General features: G+C 73.5%; 22 protein-coding genes. 13 read left to right on the top strand and 9 right to left on the bottom strand.

Translation table 11 applies throughout. The features are described 5' to 3' along the window. Positions 1–10 precede the first annotated feature (10 nt). From OO47_RS12685 to OO47_RS12675, 3 genes are all read right to left on the bottom strand, one after another. A complete protein-coding gene (locus OO47_RS12685) occupies positions 11–787 on the bottom strand; it encodes a DUF6227 family protein (protein WP_030216959.1) in 777 nt (258 codons plus the stop codon). A 139-nt stretch (positions 788–926) separates the two neighbouring features. Then, entirely contained in the window at positions 927–2,006 is a 1,080-nt protein-coding gene (locus OO47_RS12680; protein WP_030216958.1) for a P1 family peptidase, read from the bottom strand. Positions 2,007–2,039: 33 nt separating this feature from the next. Continuing rightward, a complete protein-coding gene (locus OO47_RS12675; RefSeq protein WP_033208952.1) occupies positions 2,040–3,215 on the bottom strand; it encodes a low temperature requirement protein A in 1,176 nt (391 codons plus the stop codon). Positions 3,216–3,755: 540 nt separating this feature from the next. Between OO47_RS12675 and OO47_RS12670 the strand changes: the two genes are divergently transcribed. From OO47_RS12670 to OO47_RS12645, 6 genes are all read left to right on the top strand, one after another. Next, positions 3,756–4,895, top strand: coding sequence for a hypothetical protein (locus tag OO47_RS12670; protein WP_030216953.1), 1,140 nt, complete (start codon positions 3,756–3,758; stop codon positions 4,893–4,895). Next, entirely contained in the window at positions 4,892–7,228 is a 2,337-nt protein-coding gene (locus tag OO47_RS12665; RefSeq protein ID WP_030216951.1) for a molybdopterin oxidoreductase family protein, read from the top strand. The genes OO47_RS12670 and OO47_RS12665 overlap by 4 nt, the downstream gene beginning before the upstream one ends. 7 nt (positions 7,229–7,235) lie before the next feature. Next, complete coding sequence (locus OO47_RS12660) at positions 7,236–7,835, top strand: 4Fe-4S dicluster domain-containing protein (RefSeq protein WP_030216946.1); 600 nt, start codon at positions 7,236–7,238, stop codon at positions 7,833–7,835. Beyond that, a complete protein-coding gene (locus OO47_RS12655) occupies positions 7,832–8,575 on the top strand; it encodes a Rieske (2Fe-2S) protein (protein WP_051716150.1) in 744 nt (247 codons plus the stop codon). Before OO47_RS12660 ends, OO47_RS12655 begins: the two co-directional genes overlap by 4 nt. Next, on the top strand, positions 8,572–8,997 hold the full coding sequence (locus tag OO47_RS12650) for a hypothetical protein (RefSeq protein ID WP_030216944.1): 426 nt from the start codon (positions 8,572–8,574) through the stop codon (positions 8,995–8,997). The genes OO47_RS12655 and OO47_RS12650 overlap by 4 nt, the downstream gene beginning before the upstream one ends. A 72-nt stretch (positions 8,998–9,069) precedes the next feature. Continuing rightward, a complete protein-coding gene (locus tag OO47_RS12645) occupies positions 9,070–9,291 on the top strand; it encodes a hypothetical protein (protein ID WP_030216943.1) in 222 nt (73 codons plus the stop codon). A gap of 19 nt (positions 9,292–9,310) precedes the next feature. Here OO47_RS12645 and mscL read toward each other — a convergent pair whose 3' ends face one another. The 5 genes from mscL to OO47_RS12620 all read right to left on the bottom strand — a co-directional run bounded on the left by mscL (position 9,311) and on the right by OO47_RS12620 (position 14,295). After that, positions 9,311–9,901 carry a large conductance mechanosensitive channel protein MscL gene (mscL, locus tag OO47_RS12640; RefSeq protein ID WP_030216937.1) on the bottom strand — a complete coding sequence of 197 codons (591 nt, stop codon included), beginning with the start codon at positions 9,899–9,901 and terminating at the stop codon, positions 9,311–9,313. Between the two features lie 72 nt (positions 9,902–9,973). Then, positions 9,974–10,408, bottom strand: coding sequence for an RcpC/CpaB family pilus assembly protein (locus tag OO47_RS12635; protein WP_234323149.1), 435 nt, complete (start codon positions 10,406–10,408; stop codon positions 9,974–9,976). Between the two features lie 370 nt (positions 10,409–10,778). Further along, positions 10,779–11,117: an FmdB family zinc ribbon protein gene (locus OO47_RS34940; RefSeq protein ID WP_033208948.1), complete on the bottom strand. Its 339-nt coding sequence runs from the start codon at positions 11,115–11,117 to the stop codon at positions 10,779–10,781. 68 nt (positions 11,118–11,185) lie between these two features. Beyond that, entirely contained in the window at positions 11,186–12,490 is a 1,305-nt protein-coding gene (locus OO47_RS12625) for an MFS transporter (RefSeq protein WP_051716149.1), read from the bottom strand. Between the two features lie 278 nt (positions 12,491–12,768). Beyond that, positions 12,769–14,295 carry a potassium/proton antiporter gene (locus tag OO47_RS12620; RefSeq protein WP_033208947.1) on the bottom strand — a complete coding sequence of 509 codons (1,527 nt, stop codon included), beginning with the start codon at positions 14,293–14,295 and terminating at the stop codon, positions 12,769–12,771. Positions 14,296–14,555: 260 nt separating this feature from the next. Between OO47_RS12620 and OO47_RS12615 the strand changes: the two genes are divergently transcribed. After that, positions 14,556–17,414: a penicillin acylase family protein gene (locus tag OO47_RS12615; protein ID WP_030216928.1), complete on the top strand. Its 2,859-nt coding sequence runs from the start codon at positions 14,556–14,558 to the stop codon at positions 17,412–17,414. A 32-nt stretch (positions 17,415–17,446) separates the two neighbouring features. Here the strand turns inward: OO47_RS12615 and OO47_RS12610 are convergent, their stop codons facing one another. After that, positions 17,447–18,058, bottom strand: a complete 612-nt coding sequence (locus OO47_RS12610; protein ID WP_030216925.1) for a 5-formyltetrahydrofolate cyclo-ligase — start codon at positions 18,056–18,058, stop codon at positions 17,447–17,449. A gap of 104 nt (positions 18,059–18,162) precedes the next feature. Between OO47_RS12610 and galU the strand changes: the two genes are divergently transcribed. The 6 genes from galU to sepX all read left to right on the top strand — a co-directional run bounded on the left by galU (position 18,163) and on the right by sepX (position 23,324). Next, the gene (gene galU, locus OO47_RS12605) at positions 18,163–19,074 is read left to right on the top strand and encodes a UTP--glucose-1-phosphate uridylyltransferase GalU (RefSeq protein WP_030216921.1); all 912 of its coding nucleotides are present in this window, start codon (positions 18,163–18,165) and stop codon (positions 19,072–19,074) included. Between the two features lie 3 nt (positions 19,075–19,077). Next, positions 19,078–20,442 carry a molybdotransferase-like divisome protein Glp gene (gene glp / locus OO47_RS12600; RefSeq protein ID WP_030216919.1) on the top strand — a complete coding sequence of 455 codons (1,365 nt, stop codon included), beginning with the start codon at positions 19,078–19,080 and terminating at the stop codon, positions 20,440–20,442. 59 nt (positions 20,443–20,501) lie between these two features. Continuing rightward, a complete protein-coding gene (gene moaC / locus OO47_RS12595; RefSeq protein WP_030216918.1) occupies positions 20,502–20,987 on the top strand; it encodes a cyclic pyranopterin monophosphate synthase MoaC in 486 nt (161 codons plus the stop codon). Beyond that, on the top strand, positions 20,984–21,550 hold the full coding sequence (locus OO47_RS12590; RefSeq protein WP_078489616.1) for a MogA/MoaB family molybdenum cofactor biosynthesis protein: 567 nt from the start codon (positions 20,984–20,986) through the stop codon (positions 21,548–21,550). The genes moaC and OO47_RS12590 overlap by 4 nt, the downstream gene beginning before the upstream one ends. Then, entirely contained in the window at positions 21,547–22,158 is a 612-nt protein-coding gene (locus tag OO47_RS12585) for a GNAT family N-acetyltransferase (RefSeq protein ID WP_030216914.1), read from the top strand. Before OO47_RS12590 ends, OO47_RS12585 begins: the two co-directional genes overlap by 4 nt. Positions 22,159–22,295: 137 nt before the next feature. Beyond that, a complete protein-coding gene (gene sepX, locus OO47_RS12580) occupies positions 22,296–23,324 on the top strand; it encodes a divisome protein SepX/GlpR (protein ID WP_030216913.1) in 1,029 nt (342 codons plus the stop codon). The last annotated feature ends 11 nt before the right edge of the window (positions 23,325–23,335 follow it).

The raw sequence follows: 23,335 nt of genomic DNA, 5'->3' as shown, positions 1-23,335 counted from the left end.
CGGGCGGGGCTCAGCGCACCCGGGCGCGGGACTCCATCGCCCCGCGGGCCGTGTCCTCGTCCTCGTACACCTCGCACATGTGGCGTCCGTCGGGGGTCGCCGTGTGCTCGACCTCCCAGAGGCTGACCTCGCTGCCGTCGAGCAGCAGGAACTGGTGCTCGTAGAGGGTGAAGCCGGCGTCCCGGCCGCCCGCCACGGGGCAGTGGCGCCCGAAGGCCTGCGTGATGTGGTGCGCGAAGGCGAGCCGGAGGCGGCGGGCGGTCTCCTCGCCCGGCCGGTCCGCGTTCTCCGCGCGGCGCAGGACGCGGCGCGCGTGGTCGGCGGAGTTGTCCGGCACGTACATCCGGGGCTGGGCGGGTATCGGGCGGGCGAGCAGGGCGCTCAGCAGCTCGAAGTCGTCGTCCTCGTCGAGGACGCGCCCGTCGGCGTACTCGGCCGACCAGCGGGTCGGCGGTCCGGAGGGCAGCCGGGAGGCGGCGAGCCGGGCGTCCGCCTCCTCCGCGTACAGCTCGTGCTGCTCGGTGCCGTCCCGGCCGGCGTTGTGCACCAGCTCCCACAGGCTGAGCGTGCTGCCGTCGGCGAGCAGATAGGTGTGGCGGTGGGTCGTGCGGTGCAGCGACGCGCTGTGGTGCGAGGAGTGCAGCGCGCTGGAGTGCGCGAGCGCCGTGGCGAGGCGCTCGACGGTCGGGTCGGGCAGGTCGAAGGAGTTGAGCGCCCGGCCGAGGAGCCGCTCGACGTGCGCCTCGGTCGTCTCGTACGGATCGGGGTGATCCTGCGGATCGTTCAAGGGGATCTCCAGGCCGTCGCCGCATGTCACTTGGTGCTTGCTTAACGTAGTCCCTGGGTCTGACATCGTGTCCGGTGTTCCGGCAAAACGAGCCGTCCGCGACGGAAGTTCCCGCTCTCTTCCCCCAACTCGCCTTCCCTTACCGGGAGTACGGGTCCGCCTGCGGCCCGTACAGCTCGCGGTACGAGGGGAAGTCCCCGCCCGGGCCGCGCAAGCCGCCGGGGGCCGCGAGCAGCGCCCGGACGATCGCCCGGGTCACCAGGTCCGCGCCCGCCGCCAGGATCTCGTTCAGGGCGAGCGGCCCCGGCCCCTCCGGCAGCTCCCGGGCCCCGGTGGCCAGGGCGAAGACCGTGTCCCCGTCGTTCATCAGGTGCACCGGCCGCACGGCGCGCGCGATGCCGTCGTGCGCCGTGCCCGCCACCTTCCGCGCCTGCGCGCGGGTCAGCGCCGCGTCCGTCGCGACCACGGCGAGCGTGGTGTTCAGCGGGGGCGGGACGGCCGCCTCCCGCGCCTCCGCGAGCCGCCGCAGCGCCGCCCCGTGCACCTCGGGATCGGGGAAGGCGGGCCTGCCGTCCTCGAAGTAACTCCCGTACGGCACGCCCGTCGTCGGGTCCACGGCCGAACCCACCGCGTTCACCACCACCAGCGCCCCGACCGTGATCCCCGACGCCAGGACCGCGCTCGCCGTCCCGACGCCGCCCCGCAGGCCGCCGACCACGGCCCCGGTGCCCGCGCCGACCGCGCCCGTCGCCACGCGCGCGCGGTCGCCGCCCGCGTGGGCCGCCTCCGCCGCCGCCCGGCCCGTCGCCGCGTCCGGCCGGGCGGTGAAGTCGCCGCCCCGGCCCAGGTCGAAGACGCAGGCGGCGGGCACCACCGGCACCACGTGGGACGGGTCGGGACCGACCCGGACGCCCCGGTGCCGCTCCGCCAGCCAGGCCACCACCCCGGAGGCGGAGTCGAGGCCGTACGCGCTGCCGCCGGTCAGGACGACCGCGTCGATCCGCCGCACCACGTTCCTCGGGTCCAGGGCGTCCGTCTCCCGCGTGCCCGGCCCCCCGCCCCGCACGTCCACGGCGGCGGTCGCGCCGCCCTCCGGGGCGAGCACCACCGTGGTGCCGCTCAGCGCCCCGGACCCGGCCACGCGCGCGTGCCCCACGCGCAGCCCGTCCACATCGGTGATCCCGTCCTGGCCGTCCGTCGTCTTCCCGGGCTCCGTCATGCGCCCTGCCTACCACGGGCCCCCGCCCGGTGCTCAGGCCCCGGCGCCCCGCGTCGCCGGGTTCCGGGCGGTCAGGGTCACCCCGGTCGCGACGGCCGCCGCCGCGACGAGACCGGCCGCGAGGACGGCCCAGCGGCCCGCGAAGGAGCACATCAGGATCGCGAGCGCCGCGACCGGCAGGACGAGCTGCTGGGCGGTGCCCACCTTGAAGTAGCGGGCGTGCAGCAGCCACACCAGGAGCAGGAAGAGGGCCGACGGGATCGTCACGGCGGCCGAGGCGGAGAGCGTGGAGACGTGCGCCTCGCCCACGGCCTGCTCGACGGCGATCTCCAGGCCCGCCCCGATGGCGGCGGCCGACATGAGGATCAGGTAGTGCCCGTACCCCCACAGGAAGGCCTGGCGGCTGGAGGTCAACCGGTCGTGGGCGGGCACCACGAAGTAGATCCACCAGGCGGCGAAGACGAGCAGCAGACCGCCCGCGGCGATCGGCAGCAGCTCGTCCAGGGCGTCGTTCTCCACGATGCCGGACTTCACGGCGACGGTCGCGGCGGCGACGGTCTCGCCGAGCACGATGATCGTGAACAGGCCGTACCGCTCGGCGATGTGGTGCGCGTGCCAGGCGCTGGGGGCGACCCGCTCCGCGTACAGGGGCACGGACAGCTCGGCCAGCGCCATGACGAGGAAGACCCACGGGCGGGCGGCCCCGGGCGCGAGGAGCAGCCCCAGCCAGCCGACCTGGCAGAGCAGCACCCCGCCCGCGTACCGGTGGCACATCGTCCGTTCGGCCGGATCGGTCGCGTGGTGCGCGGCGCGCGTCCACTGGAAGACGAGGGCGAGCCGCATCACGAGGTAGCCGAGGTAGACGACGAGGAAGTCGTGCTCCTCGAAGGCCCGTGAGACACCGGCGGCCAGGATCAGCACGCCCGCGATCTGCACGAGGGTGACGACCCGGTAGAGGACGTCGTCGTTGTCGTACGCGGAGGCGAACCAGGAGAAGTTCATCCAGGCCCACCAGATCGCGAAGAAGACCATCGCGTAGTTCGCGATGCCCGTGCCCCCGTGCCCCTCGGCGACCGCGTGCACCAGCTCGGCGCCCGCCTGGGCGACGGCGACGACGAAGCACAGGTCGAAGAAGAGCTCCAGCGGAGTGGCGGCCCGGTGGGCCTCCTCGCGGGAGCGGGCCGTGAGCGGAAGGAGAGGTCTGGTCATGTGCCCAGCACACCAGGGACCGGTCCTTTCCGGCCATGTGCCACGCGCGCCATCGCCGGAGGCGACATCGACCCGCCGCACCGCTCCCGGCCCCGGGTCGCGCCGTCCTCAGCCCCGGGCCGGGCTGTCCTCGACCCCGGGCCGGGCTGTCCTCGACCCCGGGCCGGGCCGTTCCCGAGCCCGGGTGGGGCCGTCCTCAACCCCGGGCCGCCGCACCGCCTCCCGACCCCGGGCCGCCGCACCGCCCCCCGACCCCGGGCCGCCGCGCCGCCCCCCGACCCCGGGTCGGGCCGCCCCCCGACCCCAGGTCGCACCGCCCCCCGACCCCGGGTCGGACCGCCCTCGGCCCAGGGTCGGGCCGTCCGGCCTCCGGTCGGGCCGTCCCGGCCTTCCCGGTCGGGCCGTTTCCGGCCTCCGGTCAGGTCGTCCGAGGCCGCCCGGGCCTCCGGGCCCGCGGCCTGAACGCCGTCCGAGCGACGTCCACACCACGCCACCCCCGCAAAAGGCGCGAAAGGGGCTATTCGGCCTTACCGTGGCCGCGTGACCGAGCCACCGCAGACCGCCGAGCCGACCCCTCCGCCGGGCGGGCCCGCCCCCGCCTCCGGCGCCACCGACCCGGCCGCGGCCGACCCGCCGCCGCAGAGCCCCGGCGCCGTGCGCCGCCGCGCCTCCCTGGTCGGCGCGGTCGTCTCCGCCCTGCTGGTCGTCGCGATCGTCCTCGGCAGCCGGCTGCTCCGTGACTTCGACTCGGCCCTCCTGCCCTACGCCGTCGCCACCGTCTTCCTCGCCTTCGGCGTCGCCTACCGCTACACCGTCTGGATCTCCGCCCCCGGCGCCCGCCGCCTCTTCCGCAAGGGCTGGGGCTCCTTCTTCTCCGTCGCGAACTTCCGCAGCGCGCCCACCGCCCTGCCGAGGATGATCGCCACCTACCTCGGCTTCCAGAAGTTCCTCGGCGCCCGCTCCCACGCCCGCTGGGCCGCCCACCAGCTCGTCTTCTGGGGCTGCCTGCTCGCCGCCGCGATCACCTTCCCGCTCACCTGGGGCTGGTTCACCTTCACCTCCTCCACCGGCTCGGGCCCCGGCTACGAGATGCGGATCTGGGGCTTCAAGGTCCTCGGCTTCGACTCCCTGAACATCGTCGGCTGGCTCATGTTCCACGGCCTCGACATCGCGGCCGTCCTCGTCATCCCCGGCGCCGGCTACTTCCTCTGGCGCCGCATGAAGGACCGGGGCGCCATCACCGGCCAGCGCTTCGCCTACGACCTGGTGCCCCTGCTCGCCCTGATCGTCATCTCCGTGACAGGGCTGCTGCTGACCTTCTCGTCGATCTTCCTGCACGGCGGCGGCTACGAGTTCCTCGCCGTCCTGCACATGGTGTCCGTCGTCTTCACCCTGATCTACATCCCCTTCGGGAAGTTCTTCCACATCGTGCAGCGGCCCGCCGCCGTCGGCATGCAGCTCTTCAAGTACACCTCCCGCCGCAAGGACGAGGGCGGCGAGGTCTTCGCCTGCCGCCGCTGCGGACAGCCCGTCGACACCGCCCCGTACGTGGAGAACCTCCAGGGCACCATGCGGGACCTCGACCTCGGCTTCGCGGACTGGGCCGAGTACTGCCCCCGCTGCAAGCGCGTCCTGCGCGGCACCGCCTACCTCGACCACGTGAAGAAGGGCTTCAAGTGAGCGCCACCGACCCCGCGGCCGTCCCCGGGACCGTCCCGGGACGGCCCCTGTCGCTCGACCCCTCCCTCGCCCCGCCCGGCTCCCGCGACTTCCGCGACGCCGGGGGCATCCCCGCCGACCGCTGGCACGCCGACCAGAACCAGGAGACCCTCGTCCCCACCCACTGCTGCTTCTGCGGCGTCCAGTGCGGCATGTACCTGCGCGTCGACCGCCACGGCAAGGTCTTCGGCGTCGAACCCCGCAACCACGACATCAACCGGATGCGGCTCTGCCCCAAGGGCATCAACGCCTACCAGCAGGTCAACCACCCCGACCGGCTCACCGCCCCCCTCATGCGCGACAACCGCGACCAGGAGTTCCGCGAGGTGAGCTGGGACGAGGCCCTGGACCGCACCGTCGCCGAGATCCACCGCATCCGGACCGAGTACGGCGACGACGCCTTCGGCCTCCTCGGCGGCGCCAGCCTCTTCTCCGAGAAGACCTACCTCGTCGGCAAGTTCGCCCGGGTCGCCCTGAAGACCAGGCACGTCGACTACAACGGGCGCCTGTGCATGGTCTCCGCCGCCGGCGCCAACAAGCTCGCCTTCGGCATCGACCGCGCCGGCAACCCCTTCTCCGACATCCTCCTCACCGACTGCCTCCTCATCGCCGGCTCCAACGTCGGCGAGTGCTTCCCCGTCATGACCCAGTACGTGTGGGGAGCCCGCGACCGGGGCGCCACCCTGATCGTGGTCGACCCCCGCGAGACCGCCATCGCCCGCACCGCCGACGTCCACGTCGCCCTCAAGCCCGGCACCGACTCCGCCTTCTTCAACGCCGTCCTCAACGTCGTCGTCGCCGAGGGCCTCACCGACGAGGCCCACCTCGCCGCCCGCACCACCGGCTGGGACGAGGTGAAGCGGACCGTCGCCGAGTACCCGCCGTCCCGCGCGGCACGGATCTGCGGCGTCCCCGAGGAGCAGATCGTCCAGGTGGCCCGCATGTTCGCCGGCGCCGACCGGGCCATGGCCTGGCACGCCCGGGGCATCGAGCACCACTCCCAGGGCGTCGAGAACTGCCTCACCGTCATCAACCTCTGCGTCGCCACCGGCAACATCGGCAAGCCCGGCGCCGGCTACGGCACCATCACCGGCCAGGGCAACGGCCAGGGCGGCCGCGAACACGGCCAGAAGTCCGACCTCCTCCCCGGCGGCCGCTCCATCACCAACCCCGAGCACCGCCGTCAGATCTGCGAGATCTGGGGCATCGACGAGACCGAACTCCCCGCCGCCGGAACCTCCATGATGGAGATGGTCTGGCAGATGCAGCGCCAGGAGATCCGCGGCCTCATCGGCATCTGCAACAACCCCTTCGTCTCCCTCCCGAACTACGCCACCGTCAAGAACGGCTACGACACCCTCCAGTTCCACGCCCAGTTCGACTTCTTCCTCTCCGAGACCGCCGCCAACGCCCACGTCGTCTTCCCCGTCACCGTCTGGGCCGAGGACGAGGGCGTCATGGCCAACGCCGAGGCCCGCGTCGTCAAGCACAACAAGGCCCAGGAGCCCCCCGCCGGCGTCCGCACCGACACCTGGGTCCTGTGCGAGCTCGCCCGCCGCCTCGGCGCCGGCGACAAGTTCGCCTTCCCCGACTCCCGCTCCGTCTTCGAGGAGCTGCGCGTCGCCTCCGCCGGGACCGTGAACGACTACTACGGCATCACCTACGAGCGCCTGGAGCAGACCGGCGGCATCGCCTGGCCCTGCCCCACCACCGACCACCCCGGCACCCCCCGCCTCTTCGAGGACGGGCGCTCCTACCACCCCGACGGCAAGATCCACCTCCAGACCGTCGAGTGGCACCCGCCCATGGACCCGTACAGCGAGGAGTTCCCCCTCTCGCTCACCACCGGCCGCACCGTCGCCCACTTCCTCTCCGGCAACCAGACCCGCCGCCTCGCCGGACTCGTGGAGCAGACCCCCCGGCCCTGGGTCGAGGTCCACCCCTCCCACGGCTTCCGCAACGGCGACCCCGTCCGCGTCGTCACCCGCCGCGGCAGCGAGGTCTTCCCCGCCCTCGTCACCGACGCCATCCGCCCCGACACCGTCTTCGTGCCCTACCACTGGCCCGTCCCCACCGCGGCCAACGCCCTCACGATCGACGCCCTCGACCCGCGCTCCAAGATCCCCGAGTACAAGGTGTGCGCCGCCCGCGTCGAGGCCGCCGAACGCATCGACGAGGTCCCCGCCCCGCCCACGTCCCCGGGACAGCCGGCCTACCCGGAGGCCCAGGTCTCCCGCACCGACCCGCTGCCCCCCACCTCCCCCCAGGGCCGCGGCACCGCCGAGAGGAGCTGACCCGCACATGATGGGCCGCACGATCTTCATCGACCCCGGCCGCTGCATCGGCTGCCAGGCCTGCGTCTCCGCCTGCCGCGAATGCGACTCCCACCGCGGCAAGTCGATGATCCACCTCGACTACCCCGACGAGGGCCGTTCCGTCGCCTCCCTCCCCACCGTCTGCATGCACTGCGAGGACCCCGTCGCCCCCTGCGCCGAGGTCTGCCCCGCCGACGCGATCCTCGTCACCCCCGACGGCGTCGTGCAGCAGGCCGACACCACCCGCTGCATCGGCTGCGCCAACTGCGTCAACGCCTGCCCCTTCGGCGTGCCCAAGATCGACCTCCAGGCCAAGCTCCAGATGAAGTGCAACCTCTGCTACGACCGCACCGCCTACGGCCTCGCCCCCATGTGCGCCACCGTCTGCCCCACCGGCGCCCTCTTCTACGGCACCGTCGAGGAGCTGCGGGCCGAACGCCCCGGCGTCCAGGTCGCCGACTCCTTCACCTTCGGCACCACCACCGTCTCCACCGGGGTCGCGATGGTCGTCCCCGCCGACAAGGTCCAGTGGCCGGTGCCGGGCGGGCTGCCCGTCGTGGAGATCAACGGGAAGGACGTCCGTTGAGCGTCACCGACCCCCAGCCGCCCGCCCCGGACCCGGGCACCGACGCCGCCCAGGACGCGCTCCACGACCGGATCGCCGCCGACTCCCTCACCACCCGCCGCGACTACCTGCGGATCGTCGCCACCGTGTCCGGCGGCCTCGCCGCCGGTGGCGTCGGCGTCGCCGCCGGCATCCTGCACCGGCACGGCGACAGCGAGGGCGCCCCCGAACCGAAGCGGATCGCCGACCGCATCCTGCCCGGCGACTCCCTCGCCTTCCGCTACCCCGGCGCCGACGACCGCGCGGTCGCCGTCCGCCTGGAGGACGGCACCCTCGCCGGCTACTCCGCCGTCTGCACCCACCTCGCCTGCGCCGTCCTGTGGCGCAAGGACCGGGGGAGCGAGGGCGAGCTGTACTGCCCCTGCCATGAGGGCGTCTTCGACGCGCGCACAGGAGGGGTCACGGCCGGCCCGCCGCCCCGGGGCCTCCCGAAGGTGCTCCTCGTGGAGGAGGCCGACGGCAGCGTCTGGGCGGTCGGCACCGCCCGCTCGGGCGAGACCGCCCGCGAGGGCCTGTGCCGCGAACTCGGCCCGGACCGCCCGGACCTCGCCGCCCGCCTGGGCTGCCCGGGCGCCGCCGGGGGAGCGGGAACGGGTACGGGCGGGGGAGCGGGTACGGGGGCGGAGGCGGGTACGGGCGGGGGAGCGGATACGAGGGCGGGCACGGGTGCGCGGATGCCGGAGAGGAGTGAGCGGGCATGAGCGAGAGCCCCTTCCCCCGCGACCCGGAGGCCCCGGCCCCGGAGGCCCCGGCCCCGGACCCGGCCGAGCCGCCCCGGCCCCCCGCGTACACCCCGGGCAGTGTCCAGCCGCGCCTGAACCGCCCGCTGCACGAGCGCTACCCGCAGATCCGGCCCACCAGCGGCTACGGCGATCCCCGGATCCGGCACACCGGGCCGGGCCCGGGAGCCGGCGTGGAACAGGAGCCCGAGCGCTCCGCGAAGCTGACCGCCCGCCTCGCCCTGGCGCTCTCGGTCGTCGTCGGCCAGCTCTGGGGCCTGACGATCGTGGTGAACGAGTGGATGTCGGGCGACACCGGCACCGCCTGGTGGGGCGCGGGCTTCCTCGTCCTGTCGTTCCTCGTGGTGCTCGGCCTCTGGCTGCTCGACCCGAAGGACCGCTGACCCCGGGCCCCGGGCGGAGGGGGCCGCGGATCGGACGGGCGCGGAACGGGGTGGCGGGCGTACCCTGAAGGGATGAGCACCGCCCCCGCCCACGGCCCGCGAGACACGGAGCGACCCGGCGCGCCCGCCCGTCCCGAGGGCAGGCCCAGGCCGGCCATCGTCTTCGACGATCCGCTGGACCGCCAGTCCGCGGACGACACGGACCGCGGGTGGGGCGAGCGGCCTCCTACCGGCGGTGACAGCGCCGCCGACCTCGCGCGCTTCCTCGACGAGAAGCCGCCGCACCACCTCTGAACCCGGCGCACGGCGCCGGTCAGGAGGTGGGGTGTGCCCCCGTGCCGCCACCGGAACCCGAGCCCGAACCGGGAGCGGAGCCGGGACCCGCACCGGGAGTCGTCCCCGTGCCCGCCGCCGGGCCGCGCTGGGCGACCAGGTGGTCGCGGATCTCCTTGAGCACCTCCAGCTCGCTGACCTCCATCGTCTCCTGGACGCCCTCCTTCGCCTTGTCGTGCGCGGCGCGCTTCGCGAGGATCTTCGCCATCGGCAGGACCATCAGGAAGTAGACGACGGCCGCGGTGATCAGGAAGCTCAGCACCGCGCTGAGGACCAGGCCCCACTGGAGCTGGATGCCCTGCATCTCGCCGTCGACCATCCGGCAGGGGTCCTTGATGCAGGACGAGTAGCTCTCCAGGTCCTTCGTGCCGAAGGCGCCCACGACCGGGTTGATGATGCCCTTGACCACCGAGTTCACGATGTTCGTGAACGCGGCGCCGATGACGACCGCCACCGCCAGGTCGATCACATTGCCGCGCATCAGGAAGGCCTTGAAGCCTCCCAGCACGGTTTCCTTCTTCGCCACCGAGGTGCCTTTCGTCTCCGTCACTCGTGCTGCGTGCCGTGCCATTACGCCGCGCCCGGAGCGAGGGCGTCCAATCCGTACACACGGGACGGTTACGCGACGGTGTGTGCGTGCGAATCAACACACGATCACCGCGAGCCGGGACGTGGCACCGGCGCCCGCCAGCGTCGCGGCCGTCGCCCGGGGCACGGAGAGCACGACGAGCGCCCCCGCGTCCGGGCCGTCCCCGTCCGCCCGGGGGACCTCGGCGACCCGGGCGCCCGACGCCACCACCCGGGCCTCGGCCTCCCCGCCCGGCGGCGCGTGGGGCGCGGCGACCACGTCGACCCGGTCCCCGGGCCGCAGCAGCCGCACGGTCGCGGCGTCGGCGATCCGCACCGGCGCGGACACCAGGGGGACGGCCGGCGCGGGGCGCACGGGGGAGACGGCGGTGGCCTTCGTGCTCCCCGGAGACGGCCTGCCGCTCACGGCCCCCGCCACGGCCAGCGCCGCCGCCATCAGCGCCAGGAGCACCACCGGCGCCCGCCGTCCCCGGCGCAGCGCCCTGTGCAACCGCGGTCGGGCACCCCGTACCCGTACGGGCTCGAAAACCGGCACCGCACACGGTGCCGGCACGGAGACGGGGGAGGGGGAGTTGTGCGTGGTCGTCACGGGGCACCGCCTGTCCGGAGAGGGAAGGAAGGGAAGGAGTGGGAAGGGAGGGAAGGAGCGGGAAAGCGACTCCCACTCTCCCCGCCCCGCCGCCGTCCCGCTCCGCCCTGGGGATCACCCGGCGCCTGTGGAAAACCCCCTCATCCTCCCGAGTGACCCGCGCCCTCCCGAGTGACCCGCCCCCTCCTCGGGGACCCGCCCCCTTCGCACCGGCCCCGGACACGCCCGAGGGCCCCGTCGCACGCGACGGGGCCCTCGGGGAGGAACGAGATCAGGCGGCCGAGCTTCCGGTGCTCGACGCGGACGCCGAGGAGGAAGAGGACGACGACGCGGCCGAAGCGGCGGGCTTCGCGTCCGACGACGAGCCCGACGGGGCCGGGGCCGACGTCGAGGACTTCGCCGCGGACGACGCGGGCGAGCTGCTGGACGACGAACCGCGGCTGTCGTTCCGGTAGAAACCGGATCCCTTGAAGACGATGCCGACGGCCGAGAACACCTTCTTCAGGCGGCCCTTGCAGCTGGGGCACTCGGTCAGCGCGTCATCGGTGAACTTCTGCACCGCCTCGAGGCCTTCGCCGCACTCGGTGCACTGGTACTGGTAGGTCGGCACGTGACTTCCTCCTGGCACTCACACTCATCGAGTGCTAACGACGATCCATACTGACGTATTCCGTGGCCTCAGTCCACCGCCACCGGCACGCGGTGACCGACACCACGCGCCGCGACCCGGCTCGCCTCGCGCGGCCTGAGCCGCGACCGCAGCAGGACCAGCGTGGTCAGGGCCAGTGCCGTGCCCGCCAGCGGCACCAGGAATCCGGTGCTCGCGCCGTGGGCGTCGGCGAGGCGGCCGGCGACCGTGACGGCCGCCGCCTGCCCGAGCGCGACCGCGCCGGTGAGCCAGGTGAAGGCCTCCGTGCGGGCGGACGCCGGGATCAGGGTCTCCACGATGGTGTAGCCGGTGATCAGGGCGGGGGCGATGCACAGGCCCACGACCAGGCCCAGGGCGCCGAGGAGCAGCACCGAGTGCACGGACCACAGCAGGGACGCGGCGACGGTGAGGCCCGCGTAGCCCAGGATCAGGCGGCGCAGGGGGCCGGTCTTCCAGGCGACGGCGCCCATGGCGATGCCCGCGAGCATGTTGCCGGCGGCGAAGACCCCGTACAGCAGGCCGTTGACGCCGGGGTTGCCGATCTCCTCGCTGAAGGCGGTCAGGGAGACCTGCATGCCGCCGAAGACGGAGCCGATGCCGAGGAAGGCGACGATCAGGACGCGGACGCCGGGCACGGAGAGCGCCGAGCGGTGCGGCTCGGAGGCGTGGGACGCGGCCGGGCCGTACGCGGGCTGGGTGGCGCGCTGCGCGGCGAAGAACAGGCCGCCGACGAGGGTGAGGCCGGCCTCGGCGATCAGACCGGCGGCCGGGTGGACGCCGGTGCACAGGGCGGTGGCCAGGACGGGGCCGACGACGAAGGTGAACTCGTCCGTGACGGACTCGAAGGCCGCGGCCGTCGGCATCAGCGGGGTGCCGTCGAGCTTGGCCGCCCAGCGGGCCCGGACCATCGGTCCGACCTGCGGCACGGAGGCGCCGGCGGGCACGGCGGCCAGGAACAGCGCCCAGAGCGGGGCGCCGGCCAGGGCGAGGACCACGAGCAGCGCGACGGACGCGGTGTGGACGAGGACGCCGGGGACCAGGACGGCGCGCTGGCCGAACCGGTCGGCGAGCTTGCCGCTCTGCGGCGCGAAGAGCGCCATGGAGACGCCGGTGACGGCGGCGACCGCGCCGGCGCTGCCGAAGGAGCCGGTGGTGTGCTGGACGAGCAGGACGATGCCGATGGTCAGCATCGCGAAGGGCTGCCGGGCGGCGAACCCGGGGAGCAGGAAGGACAGTGCGCCGGGGGTGCGCAGCAGCTGTCCGTAACCGGGCCGCTTGCCCGTGTCGGGCCGCTTGTCGGTGTCGACCGTGCCCGTGTTGACCGTGGACGCCACGGTCCTTGCCTTTCCGCCGCCTGGTAGCGCTTCCCGTGCACGGTGGTGCGGGTGTCGCCGAGAGCTGTCCTCATGCGCGGAACTGCGGTAGATACCGGGCCGGCCCCACTGCGGAGGGGCGCCACGGCCGCCATACGGTCGCGCCAGCTCTGCGTCAGGCAGAGTTGGTTCGATCAGGTGTGCCTTCATGGTACAGGGAAGGAGCGTCCTCCCGCCTGGGAAACGCTCCCCCCTTCGAATCGATTCCTGCGATCACGGGGATCGGTGTGGGCCAGGTCTCAGTCGGCAGGGTTCTTCTGCCGGCGCCCCGCCCGGTGGAACCGCGTCTCCGTCCCCGGTGGCGGGCCGAGCGCCGTCGAGCCGCCGCCCGTGCCGAGCCAGCCGGCCAGCTTGCCGCCCTGCCCGACCGCCCGCAGCCGCCGCTCCGTGGCGTCCCGCACCGGGTCGGTGGCGACGACCAGGAGCTCGTCGCCGTGCCGCAGGACGGTCGCGGGCCCCGGTACGAAGCTCTTCTCCTCCCGTACGACGAGGGTGACCGCCGCTCCGGCCGGGAGGCGCAGTTCGGCGACCTCCACGCCGTGCATCCGGGAGCCCTCCGGGATGGCGACGGAGAGCAGGTGGCCGCGCAGCCGCTCCAGGGGCGCGGACTCCACGCCGAGGTCGGAGGCGTCCGAGGAGGCACCGAGCCTGAGCGCCTTCGCCAGCCAGGGCAGCGTCGGACCCTGGACGAGGGTGTAGACGACGACCAGGACGAAGACGATGTTGAAGATCCGCTCGCTGCCCTCGACCTGCGCCACCATCGGGATGGTGGCGAGGATGATGGGGACGGCTCCGCGCAGGCCGGCCCAGGACATGAGGGCCTGCTCCTGCCAGGGGATGCGGAACGGCAGCAGGCTGACCAGGACCTCCAGGGGCCGCGCGACCATCGTCAGGACCAGGCCGATGACGACGGCGGGCCAGAAGTCGTTCACCAGTTCGTGCGGGGTGACCAGCAGGCCGAGCAGGACGAACATGCCGATCTGCGCGATCCAGCCGAGCCCCTCGGCGAAGCCGCGGTTCGCGGGCGCGTGCGGCAGCTTGGCGTTGCCGAGGATCATCGAGGCCAGGTAGACCGCGAGGAACCCGGAGCCGTGGGCCAGGGCGCCGGCGGCGTACGCGACGACGGCGATGGCCATGACGGCGATCGGGTAGAGGCCGGAGGCGGGCAGGGCGACGTGCCGCAGCCCGTAGGCGCCGAGGAAGCCGACCGCGATGCCGACGGCCGCGCCGATGGCGAGTTCCAGGGCGATCTCGCCGAGGAGCACGTACCAGTGGTCGATCGGTCCGGCGGTGGAGAAGGCGACGACGAGGATGACGACGGGGGCGTCGTTGAAGCCGGACTCGGCCTCCAGGGTGCCGGTGACCCGCGAGGGCAGGGGCACCTTGCGCAGCACGGAGAAGACCGCGGCGGCGTCGGTGGAGGAGACGACGGCGCCGATGATCAGGGCCTGCCGCCACTCCAGGCCGACGAGGTAGTGGGCGCCGGCGGCGGTGACGCCGACGCTGACCGCGACGCCGACGGTGGACAGGACGGCCGCGGCCGGAAGGGCCGGCCTGACCTCCTTCCACTTCGTGCCGAGGCCGCCCTCGGCGAGGATCACGACGAGGGCCGCGTAGCCGATGACCTGCGTCAGCCCGGCGTTGTCGAAGGCGATGTTGCCGATGCCGTCCTGCCCGATGGCGACGCCGATCCCCAGGTACAGCAGGAGGCTGGGGAGGCCGCTCCGGGAGGAGATCCGCACGGCCGCGACGGCGATCAGCAGCACGAGCGAGCTGACGAGCAGGAGTTCGTTGAGCTGGTGGACAGTCAGTGCCCGGTCCTTCCCCTCATATGCGGCTGGATCGTTCCTCCAGCGGACGACACTTCGTTACCTTACCTAATCTTTAACGTTTTCTTGACGGCTTCCCGGTGGCTCACCCGCTCACCAGTACGGTTCTCTTCCTGACACCGAGTCCGAGCCGTCCGGACGCTGCGCCTAAGGTGGCTCCCGTACTCCAGGACCACCCTGCCCCTCGAAGGACAGCGATGCCCTCCAACACGTCCGCGCCCCCCGCCAAGAAGAAAGGGCGGCGTGCCCGCCTGCTCCTCGTCCTCCTGGTCCTCGTGCTGGTCGCGGGCGTCGGGGCCGGCGGTTACTGGGGTGTCAGCACCGTCCGGGGCTCGTTCCCGCAGACCACCGGCGAGATCCGCCTCGACGGGCTCTCGGGCCAGGTGGAGGTGAAGCGGGACGCCCTCGGAGTCCCGCAGATCTACGCCGACAACGAGCAGGACCTCTTCCGCGCGCAGGGCTACGTCCAGGCGCAGGACCGGTTCTACGAGATGGACGTCCGCCGGCACGTGACCGCGGGCCGCCTCTCCGAGATGTTCGGCGAGGGCCAGGTCGAGACGGACTCCTTCCTGCGCACCCTCGGCTGGCGCCGGGTCGCGCAGGAGGAGTACGACAAGGTCCTGTCGCCGGAGACCAAGAAGTACCTCCAGGCGTACGCGGAGGGCGTGAACGCCTACCTGAAGGACCGGAAGCCGGGCGACGTCTCCGTCGAGTACGCGGCCCTGGCCCTCACCAACGACTACACGATCGAGCCGTGGACCCCGGTCGACTCGGTGGCCTGGCTGAAGGCGATGGCCTGGGACCTGCGCGGCAACATGCAGGACGAGATCGACCGCTCGCTGCTCACCAGCCGGCTGACCCCGGCGCAGATCGAGCAGCTCTACCCGGAGTACCCGTACGCGCTCCACCAGCCGATCGTGGACGGGGGCGCGGTGGACGACTCCACCGGGAAGTTCGACCCCGCGGGCAAGGGCGGCGACGACGAGGAGCTGGGGACGGGCGAGACCCCGGGCACCAACCCGGCCGGCTCGGAGGGCTCGGACGGTTCGACCGGCGGCTCGGACGGTTCGGCCGACGGCTCCACGGGCTCCGGCGGCTCGGACAACGGCTCCACGGGTTCCGGCGGCTCGGACAACGGCTCCGGCGCCTCGGACGGCATGACGTCCCAGCTCGCCGCCCTCTCCGAGGTCCTCGACGGCGTCCCGGACCTGCTCGGCCCCAACGGCAACGGCATCGGCTCGAACTCCTGGGTCGTCGCCGGCCGCTACACGACCTCCGGCAAGCCGCTGCTCGCCAACGACCCGCACCTCGCGCCGCAGCTGCCGTCCCTCTGGTACCAGATGGGCCTGCACTGCCGCTCGGTCTCGGCCACCTGCCGCTACGACGTCTCGGGCTACACCTTCTCCGGCATGCCCGGTGTGATCATCGGACACAACGACAAGATCGCCTGGGGCCTCACCAACCTCGGCGCCGACGTCACCGACCTCTACCTGGAGAAGATCGGCCCCGACGGCTACCTCGTCGACGGCAAGGTCAAGCCCTTCGTCACCCGCGAGGAGACCATCAAGGTCGCCGGCGGCGCCGACCGCAGGATCACCGTGCGGTCCACCGAGCGCGGCCCGCTCGTCTCCGACCGCTCCTCCGAGCTGGAGGCGGTCGGCCAGAAGGCCCCCGTCGGCAACGCCGCCCCCGACCGCGGCACCGGCTACGGCGTCTCCCTCCAGTGGACCGCCCTCCAGCCGGGCAAGTCGATGGACGCGATCTTCGCCATCGACCGCGCCAAGGACTTCGCCTCCTTCCGGGCCGCCGCCGAGAACTTCGAGGTCCCGTCCCAGAACCTGATCTACGCCGACACCGAGGGCAACATCGGCTACCAGTCGCCGGGCAGGATCCCGCAGCGCACCAAGGGCGACGGCACCCTGCCCGCGCCCGGCTGGGACTCCTCGTACGGGTGGAAGAAGCAGTACATCCCCTTCGAGAAGCTGCCCTATGAGTACAACCCGGACCGCGGCTACATCGTCACCGCCAACCAGGCCGTGATCGACCCGAAGAACTACTCCGCCCTGCTCACCAAGGACTGGGGCTACGGCTCGCGCAGCCAGCGGATCAACGACCTGATCGAGTCGAAGATCAAGGACGGCGGCAAGATCTCGCCGGACGACATGCGGACCATGCAGACCGACAACCGCAGCGAGATCGCGACCCTGCTCAACCCGCTCCTGCTCAAGATCGACATCGCCGACCCGCACGTCCGCGAGGCGCAGAAGCTCCTGGAGGGCTGGGACTACACCCAGGAGCCCGACTCGGCCGCCGCCGCCTACTTCAACGCGGTCTGGCGCAACGTCCTCAAGCTCGCCTTCGGCAACAAGCTGCCCAAGGAGGTGCGCGCCGAGGGCGACTGCATCAACGTGCGCCCGGCCGACGCCACCGGCCCGGTCGACGAGCAGAACAAGCTCGTCCGCGAGTGCGGCCAGCGCGACCCCGACTCGGCGCAGCCGGACGGCGGCGACCGCTGGTACGAGGTCGTCCGCCCGCTCCTCAAGCAGGAGAAGAGCGAGTGGTGGACCACCCCGGGCAACCGCACCGACCAGGCCACCGAGACCCGTGACCAGCTGCTCGCCCGCGCCATGAAGGACGCGCGCTGGGAGCTGACCGCCAAGCTCGGCAAGGACGTCTCCACCTGGAGCTGGGGCCGGCTGCACCAGCTGACCCTGAAGAACCAGACCCTCGGCACCGCCGGCCCCGGCGTCGTGCAGCGGCTCCTCAACCGCGGCCCGTGGAACCTGGGCGGCGGCGAGGCGGCCGTCGACGCCACCGGCTGGAACGCGGCCGGCGGCTACGAGGTCATCTGGGTGCCGTCGATGCGGATGGTCGTCAACGTCGGCGACTGGGACAAGTCCCGGTGGATCAACCTCACCGGCGCCTCCGGCCACGCCTTCCACACGCACTACACCGACCAGACGGACGCGTGGGCGAAGGGCGACCTGTACGACTGGGCCCACGGCAAGGCGGCGGTCGACGCGGCGACGAAGGACACACTGGTCCTCAAGCCGTAGCGGTCGGGCCGTGGCGGAGGACGCGCCGGTCCTCAGGCCTTAGGCGCGGGGGCGGCCCGGAAACGGATCACCGCCTCCGGGGTCACCACCGCGTGCACGGGGTGGTCGTGCGGTTCCTCCGGAACCCGCCCGACCACCTCGTCCGCGTAGAGGAGGACCACCAGGGCCGGGTCCCCGCCGGCCCGTGCGAGCCGGGCGAGGACCCGGTCGTACGAGCCGCCGCCCCGCCCCAGCCGCATCCCGCGCGCGTCCACCGCGAGCCCCGGCAGCAGCACCGCGTCCGCCTCGCACACCGCCTCCGGGCCGAGCCGGGGCCCGACCGGTTCGAGGAGCCCCCGGCCCGCCCGCGCGAGCCGGTCCGGACCCTCGTACGCGGCCCAGTCCAGGTCGTTGTCGGGGAGCAGCACCGGCAGCAGGACCCGCACCCCGCGCGCGTGGAGCGCGTCGAGCAGCGCGCGCGTGCCCGGCTCGCGGCCCACGGAGACGTACGCGGCGACGGTCGACGCCCCGGCGAGCTCGGGCAGTTCCGCCCCCTGCCGGGCGAAGGACCCGGCCGACTCCGCGAGGAACTCGGGGGTCAGCGCGGCGCGGGCCCCCAGAAGTCGGCTGCGCAGCAAGGTCTTTTCGGACATCTCCGGTGTCATGACGGTCCTCCGTGAATACGCGAAGCTCCTGTAACTGCCTTTATGCGGAGGAAGTTAATCGGAGCCACATCTTTCTCTCATTCCGAACCGTTAGGGTGCACCGCATGAATCAGTCGCTCCCCAGGCTCGGCCGGATCAGCAAGGCTGTCATCCCGGCCGCCGGCCTCGGCACCCGCTTCCTCCCGGCGACCAAGGCGACGCCGAAGGAGATGCTGCCGGTCGTCGACAAGCCGGCCATCCAGTACGTCGTGGAGGAGGCCGTCGCGGCCGGCCTCTCCGACGTGCTGATGATCACCGGCCGGAACAAGCGCCCCCTGGAGGACCACTTCGACCGGAACTACGAGCTGGAGGAGGCCCTGAGCCGCAAGGGCGACGCCGAGCGCCTCTCCAAGGTCCAGGAGCCCAGCGACCTCGCCACCATGCACTACGTCCGCCAGGGCGCCCCGCGCGGCCTCGGCCACGCCGTCCTGTGCGCCGCCCCGCACGTCGGCGACCAGCCCTTCGCGGTCCTCCTCGGCGACGACCTGATCGACCCGCGCGACCCGCTGCTCGCGCGGATGGTGGAGGTCCAGGAGCGGGAGGGCGGCAGCGTGATCGCCCTGATGGAGGTCGAGCCCTCGCAGATCCACCTGTACGGCTGCGCGGCCGTCGAGGCCACCGGCGACGGGGACGTCGTGAAGGTGACGGACCTGGTCGAGAAGCCCGGACCGGGCGAGGCGCCCAGCAACTACGCGATCATCGGCCGCTACGTCCTGGACCCGGCCGTCTTCGGGACCCTGCGGGAGACCGAGCCGGGCCGCGGCGGGGAGATCCAGCTGACCGACGCCCTGCAGAAGCTCGCCTCGGACGAGAAGATCGGCGGCCCGGTGCACGGGGTCGTCTTCAAGGGGCGCCGCTATGACACCGGCGACCGCGGCGACTATCTGCGTGCCATTGTCAGACTCGCGTGCGAACGTGAAGATCTGGGACCGGACTTCCGGGCCTGGCTCCGGAGATACGTCAGCGAGGAGATGTAGGCCTTGAGCAGCAGCACGGCACCGTCGCCGTCCCACGACGACCACGACGAGGACCGGGAGAAGGGCGCGCACGACCCCTGCGCGGGCCCGGCCCGCGACCTGTGGACGGTCGACGAGCACCTGGCCGACGTCCTCGCCTCCGTGACCCCGCTCGAACCCATCGAGCTGCAACTCCTCGACGCCCAGGGCTGCGTCCTCGTCGAGGACGTGACGGTGCCGGTCGCGCTGCCCCCCTTCGACAACAGCTCCATGGACGGCTACGCGGTCCGGGTCGCCGACGTCGCCGGGGCCACCGAGGAGTTCCCCGCCGTCCTCACGGTGATCGGCGACGTCGCGGCCGGCGCGGACGGCCTGCCCGAGGTCGGTCCCGGCCAGGCCGCCCGGATCATGACCGGCGCCCCGCTGCCGCCCGGCGCCGAGGCCGTCGTCCCCGTCGAGTGGACCGACGGCGGTACGGGCGGGGGCGCGGCCACCGGCATGAGCGCCGCCAGCACCTCCCCCGGGGGCGCGGCCGGCGAGGTCCGGGTGCACCGCGCCGCCGAGGCACGCGCCCACGTGCGCGCGCGGGGCAGCGACGTCCGCGCCGGCGAGCCGGCCCTCGCGGCCGGCACGGTCCTCGGGCCGCCGCAGATCGGCCTGCTCGCCGCGATCGGGCGCGGCACGGTGCGGGTGCGGCCCCGCCCCCGGGTCGTCGTCATCTCCACCGGCAGCGAGCTGGTCCAGCCGGGCGAGCCGCTGGGACCGGGGCAGATCCACGACTCCAACAGCTTCGCCCTCGCCGCCGCCGCCCGGGACGCCGGAGCCCTGGCCTACCGGGTGGGGGCCGTCGCCGACGACGCGGAGTCGCTGCGCTCCGCCATCGAGGACCAGCTCATCCGGGCGGACCTGCTCGTGACCACGGGCGGGGTGAGCGTCGGCGCGTACGACGTGGTCAAGGAGGCGCTGACCGCGGACGGAGAGGTCGACTTCCGCAGGCTGGCCATGCAGCCGGGCAAGCCGCAGGGCTTCGGCGCGATCGGCGCCGAGCGGATCCCGCTGCTCGCCCTGCCGGGCAACCCGGTCTCCTCGTACGTCTCCTTCGAGCTGTTCGTCCGGCCCGCGATCCGCGCCCTGATGGGCGTGGAGGACCTGCACCGGCCCCGGGCGCGCGCGGTCCTGGACGCGGACGGCCCCCTGCGGTCCCCGGCGGGCCGCCGCCAGTTCCTGCGCGGGGTGTACGACCGGGAGACCGGCGCCGTCACTCCCGTGGGCGGTGCCGGCTCCCACCTGATCGCGGCCCTCGCGCACGCGGACTGCCTGATCGTGGTCCCGGAGGAGACGGAGGCCGTGGCTCCGGGCGCCGAGCTGGAAGTGGTCCTCCTCGGCTGAGGGGGCCAGGGTGGGGGTACGGTGTCTCGTCCCACACAGCGACCGGGAGTGTCACGGCCATGAGCACGCAGCAAGGTCTCACCCACATCGACGAGGCGGGGGCGGCCCGCATGGTCGACGTCTCCGCGAAGGACGTCACGGCCCGCACGGCACGCGCCAGCGGACGGGTCCTCGTCTCGCCGCGCGTGATCGAGCTGCTGCGCGGCGAGGGCGTCCCGAAGGGCGACGCGCTCGCGACCGCCCGGATCGCCGGGATCATGGGCGCGAAGAGGACCCCGGACCTCATCCCGCTCTGCCACCCGCTCGCGGTCTCGGGCGTCACGCTCGACCTGTCGGTCGCGGACGACGCGGTCGAGATCCTGGCGACCGTGAAGACCACGGACCGCACGGGCGTGGAGATGGAGGCCCTGACGGCGGTCTCGGTCGCGGCCCTGACGGTCGTGGACATGGTGAAGGCGGTCGACAAGGGCGCGGTCATCTCCGACGTGCGGGTGGAGGAGAAGACGGGCGGCAAGTCGGGCCGCTGGGCGCGGGGCGAGTCGTGACCCGCGCCGGACGGGTGGCGGGCACCCACGGGCACCCGGAGCCGACCGCGCCCGCCGTGCCGGGGGAGACCCCGGCGGACGCCTACGCGGCCCTGGTCGTCACCGCCTCCAACCGGGCGGCGGCCGGGGTGTACGAGGACAAGGGCGGCCCGCTGATCGCCGAGGCCCTGACCGCGCTGCGGTTCGCGGTCGAGGGCCCGCAGGTCGTCCCGGACGGCGAGCCCGTCGAGGCGGCGCTGCGGGCGGCCGTGGACGCCGGGTACGACCTGGTGGTCACCACCGGGGGCACGGGCATCTCGCCCACCGACCTGACCCCCGAGATGACCCGCCGCGTCCTGGAGCGGGAGATCCCGGGCATCCCCGAGGCCATCCGCGCGTACGGCCGGGAGAAGGTGCCGACCTCGGCCCTCTCCCGGGGCCTCGCCGGGGTCGCGGGCCGCACCCTGATCGTGAACCTGCCGGGCTCGACGGGCGGCGTGCGGGACGGCCTGGCCGTCCTGGAGCCGCTCCTGAGGCACGCCGTCGACCAGATCCGCGGCGGCGACCATCCGAGACCGTCGTGATCCCGTCCTGGCCGGCGGTCCTGGTCGACGGCGAGGTGGTCCTGCGGCCGATAAGGATGCGGGACCACGCGGCCTGGCGCGAGGTGAACCGGCGCAACCGCGAGTGGCTGCGCCCGTGGGAGGCGACGGTCCCGCCGCCGTCCCCGGGCGGCCCGGCCGCCCGGCGCCCGACCTACCGTCAGATGGTGCGCCACCTGCGGTCGGAGGCGAACGCGGGCCGGATGCTGCCGTTCGTGATCGAGTACCAGGGGCGGCTGGTCGGCCAGTTGACGGTGGCCGGGATCACCTGGGGCTCGATGTGCTCGGGGCACGTGGGGTACTGGGTGGACAGCGCGGTGGCCGGGCGCGGGGTGATGCCGACGGCGGTCGCGCTCGCCGTGGACCACTGCTTCCGCACGGTCGGCCTGCACCGCGTCGAGGTGTGCATCCGCCCGGAGAACGGGCCCTCGCGCCGGGTCGTGGAGAAGCTGGGCTTCCGCGAGGAGGGGCTGCGGCCGCGCTACCTCCACATCGACGGGGCGTGGCGGGACCACCTGGTCTTCGCGCTCACGGCGGAAGAGGTGCCGGAAGGACTGCTGAGGCGTTGGCGCCAGGCGAGAATGAAATAAGTGTTCGAATTCAATCGGGAGTTGGCAGTCAATCGATCTGAACAATCACAAAAAAGTTCAGTGATATCAGCCAGATCGTGCGACACACCGGGCCAATTGGCCTATGCCCCCGTGCGAACCCCTCTACCGTGTGAAGCGTGAGCAGCAGCGGCCTCATCTACGCAGTCATCGTCGGGGCCTGGGCCGCCTACTTGGTACCGATGTGGCTCCGCAGGCAGGACGAGCTGAACGAAGCCCGTCCAACGGAACGCTTCAGCACCGCCATCCGGCTGCTTTCCGGACGGGCGGGCATGGAACGCCGTTACGCCAAGGAGCTCAAGGAGCGGGACCGTACGGCGCAGGGCCCGACGCCCGACGTGGACCCGGACGCGGCGACCGAGCACCTCAGCTCGGTCGACGTCCGGGCCTTCTCCGCGCCCGCGGCCAGGACGGAGGCGCGCCTGGAGCTCCCGGACCGCGCGCCGGACCGCGACCCCGAGCCCGCGCCCGGGGCGGGACGGGGCGCCGCCGAGCGCGCCCGCCGCGGCAAGGTCCTCGCCCGTCGCCGCCGCACCACGATCGTCCTCTTCCTCGCCTTCACCCTCGGCGCGGTCGTCGCGGCCGTCGGCGGCCTCCCCTTCCTGTGGGCGCCGGCCGTCCCCGCCCTGCTCCTCAGCGCGTACATCGTCCACCTGCGGATCCAGGAGCGGCGCCGCTTCGTGTACGTGATGGACCGGCGCCGCGCCGAGGCGGCGGCCGCCCGGCTGCGCGAGAGCCGCCGCCCCGCCCCGACGCCCGAACCGGAGGCCGACCAGGCGCCCGCGACGGCCCCGGCGGTCTCCCCGCAGGAGGCGGACCGGCGCGCCCTGGTCGAACAGACCGACCACGCCGAGTGGGTGGACCAGCAGCGCGACCGCGGCCCGGCCCGCGGCGACAGCTGGGACCCGGTCCCGGTCCCGCTGCCCACGTACGTCACCGCCCCGGTCGCCCCGCGCGCGTCGAGCGGCGTCGACATCACGGACCCGGAGACCTGGAGCGCGGCCCGCTCCTCCACGGCGGCCGACCCGGCCCCCGCCCCGGCCCCCCGCAAGCGCCCGGCCGCCCCGCGCCGCGACCGCGACCACGGCCGCACCCCGCTCTTCGACCAGTACGCGGACGACGACCGCCCCCGGGCCGCCAACGAGTGACCCCGCCGGAC

Origin of the sequence: Streptomyces bikiniensis, assembly GCF_000716625.1 — a bacterium.
Lineage (GTDB): Bacteria > Actinomycetota > Actinomycetes > Streptomycetales > Streptomycetaceae > Streptomyces > Streptomyces bikiniensis.
The sequence above is the reverse complement of the archived record's forward strand: the minus strand, read 5'-3'. Positions and strand labels throughout refer to the sequence as shown.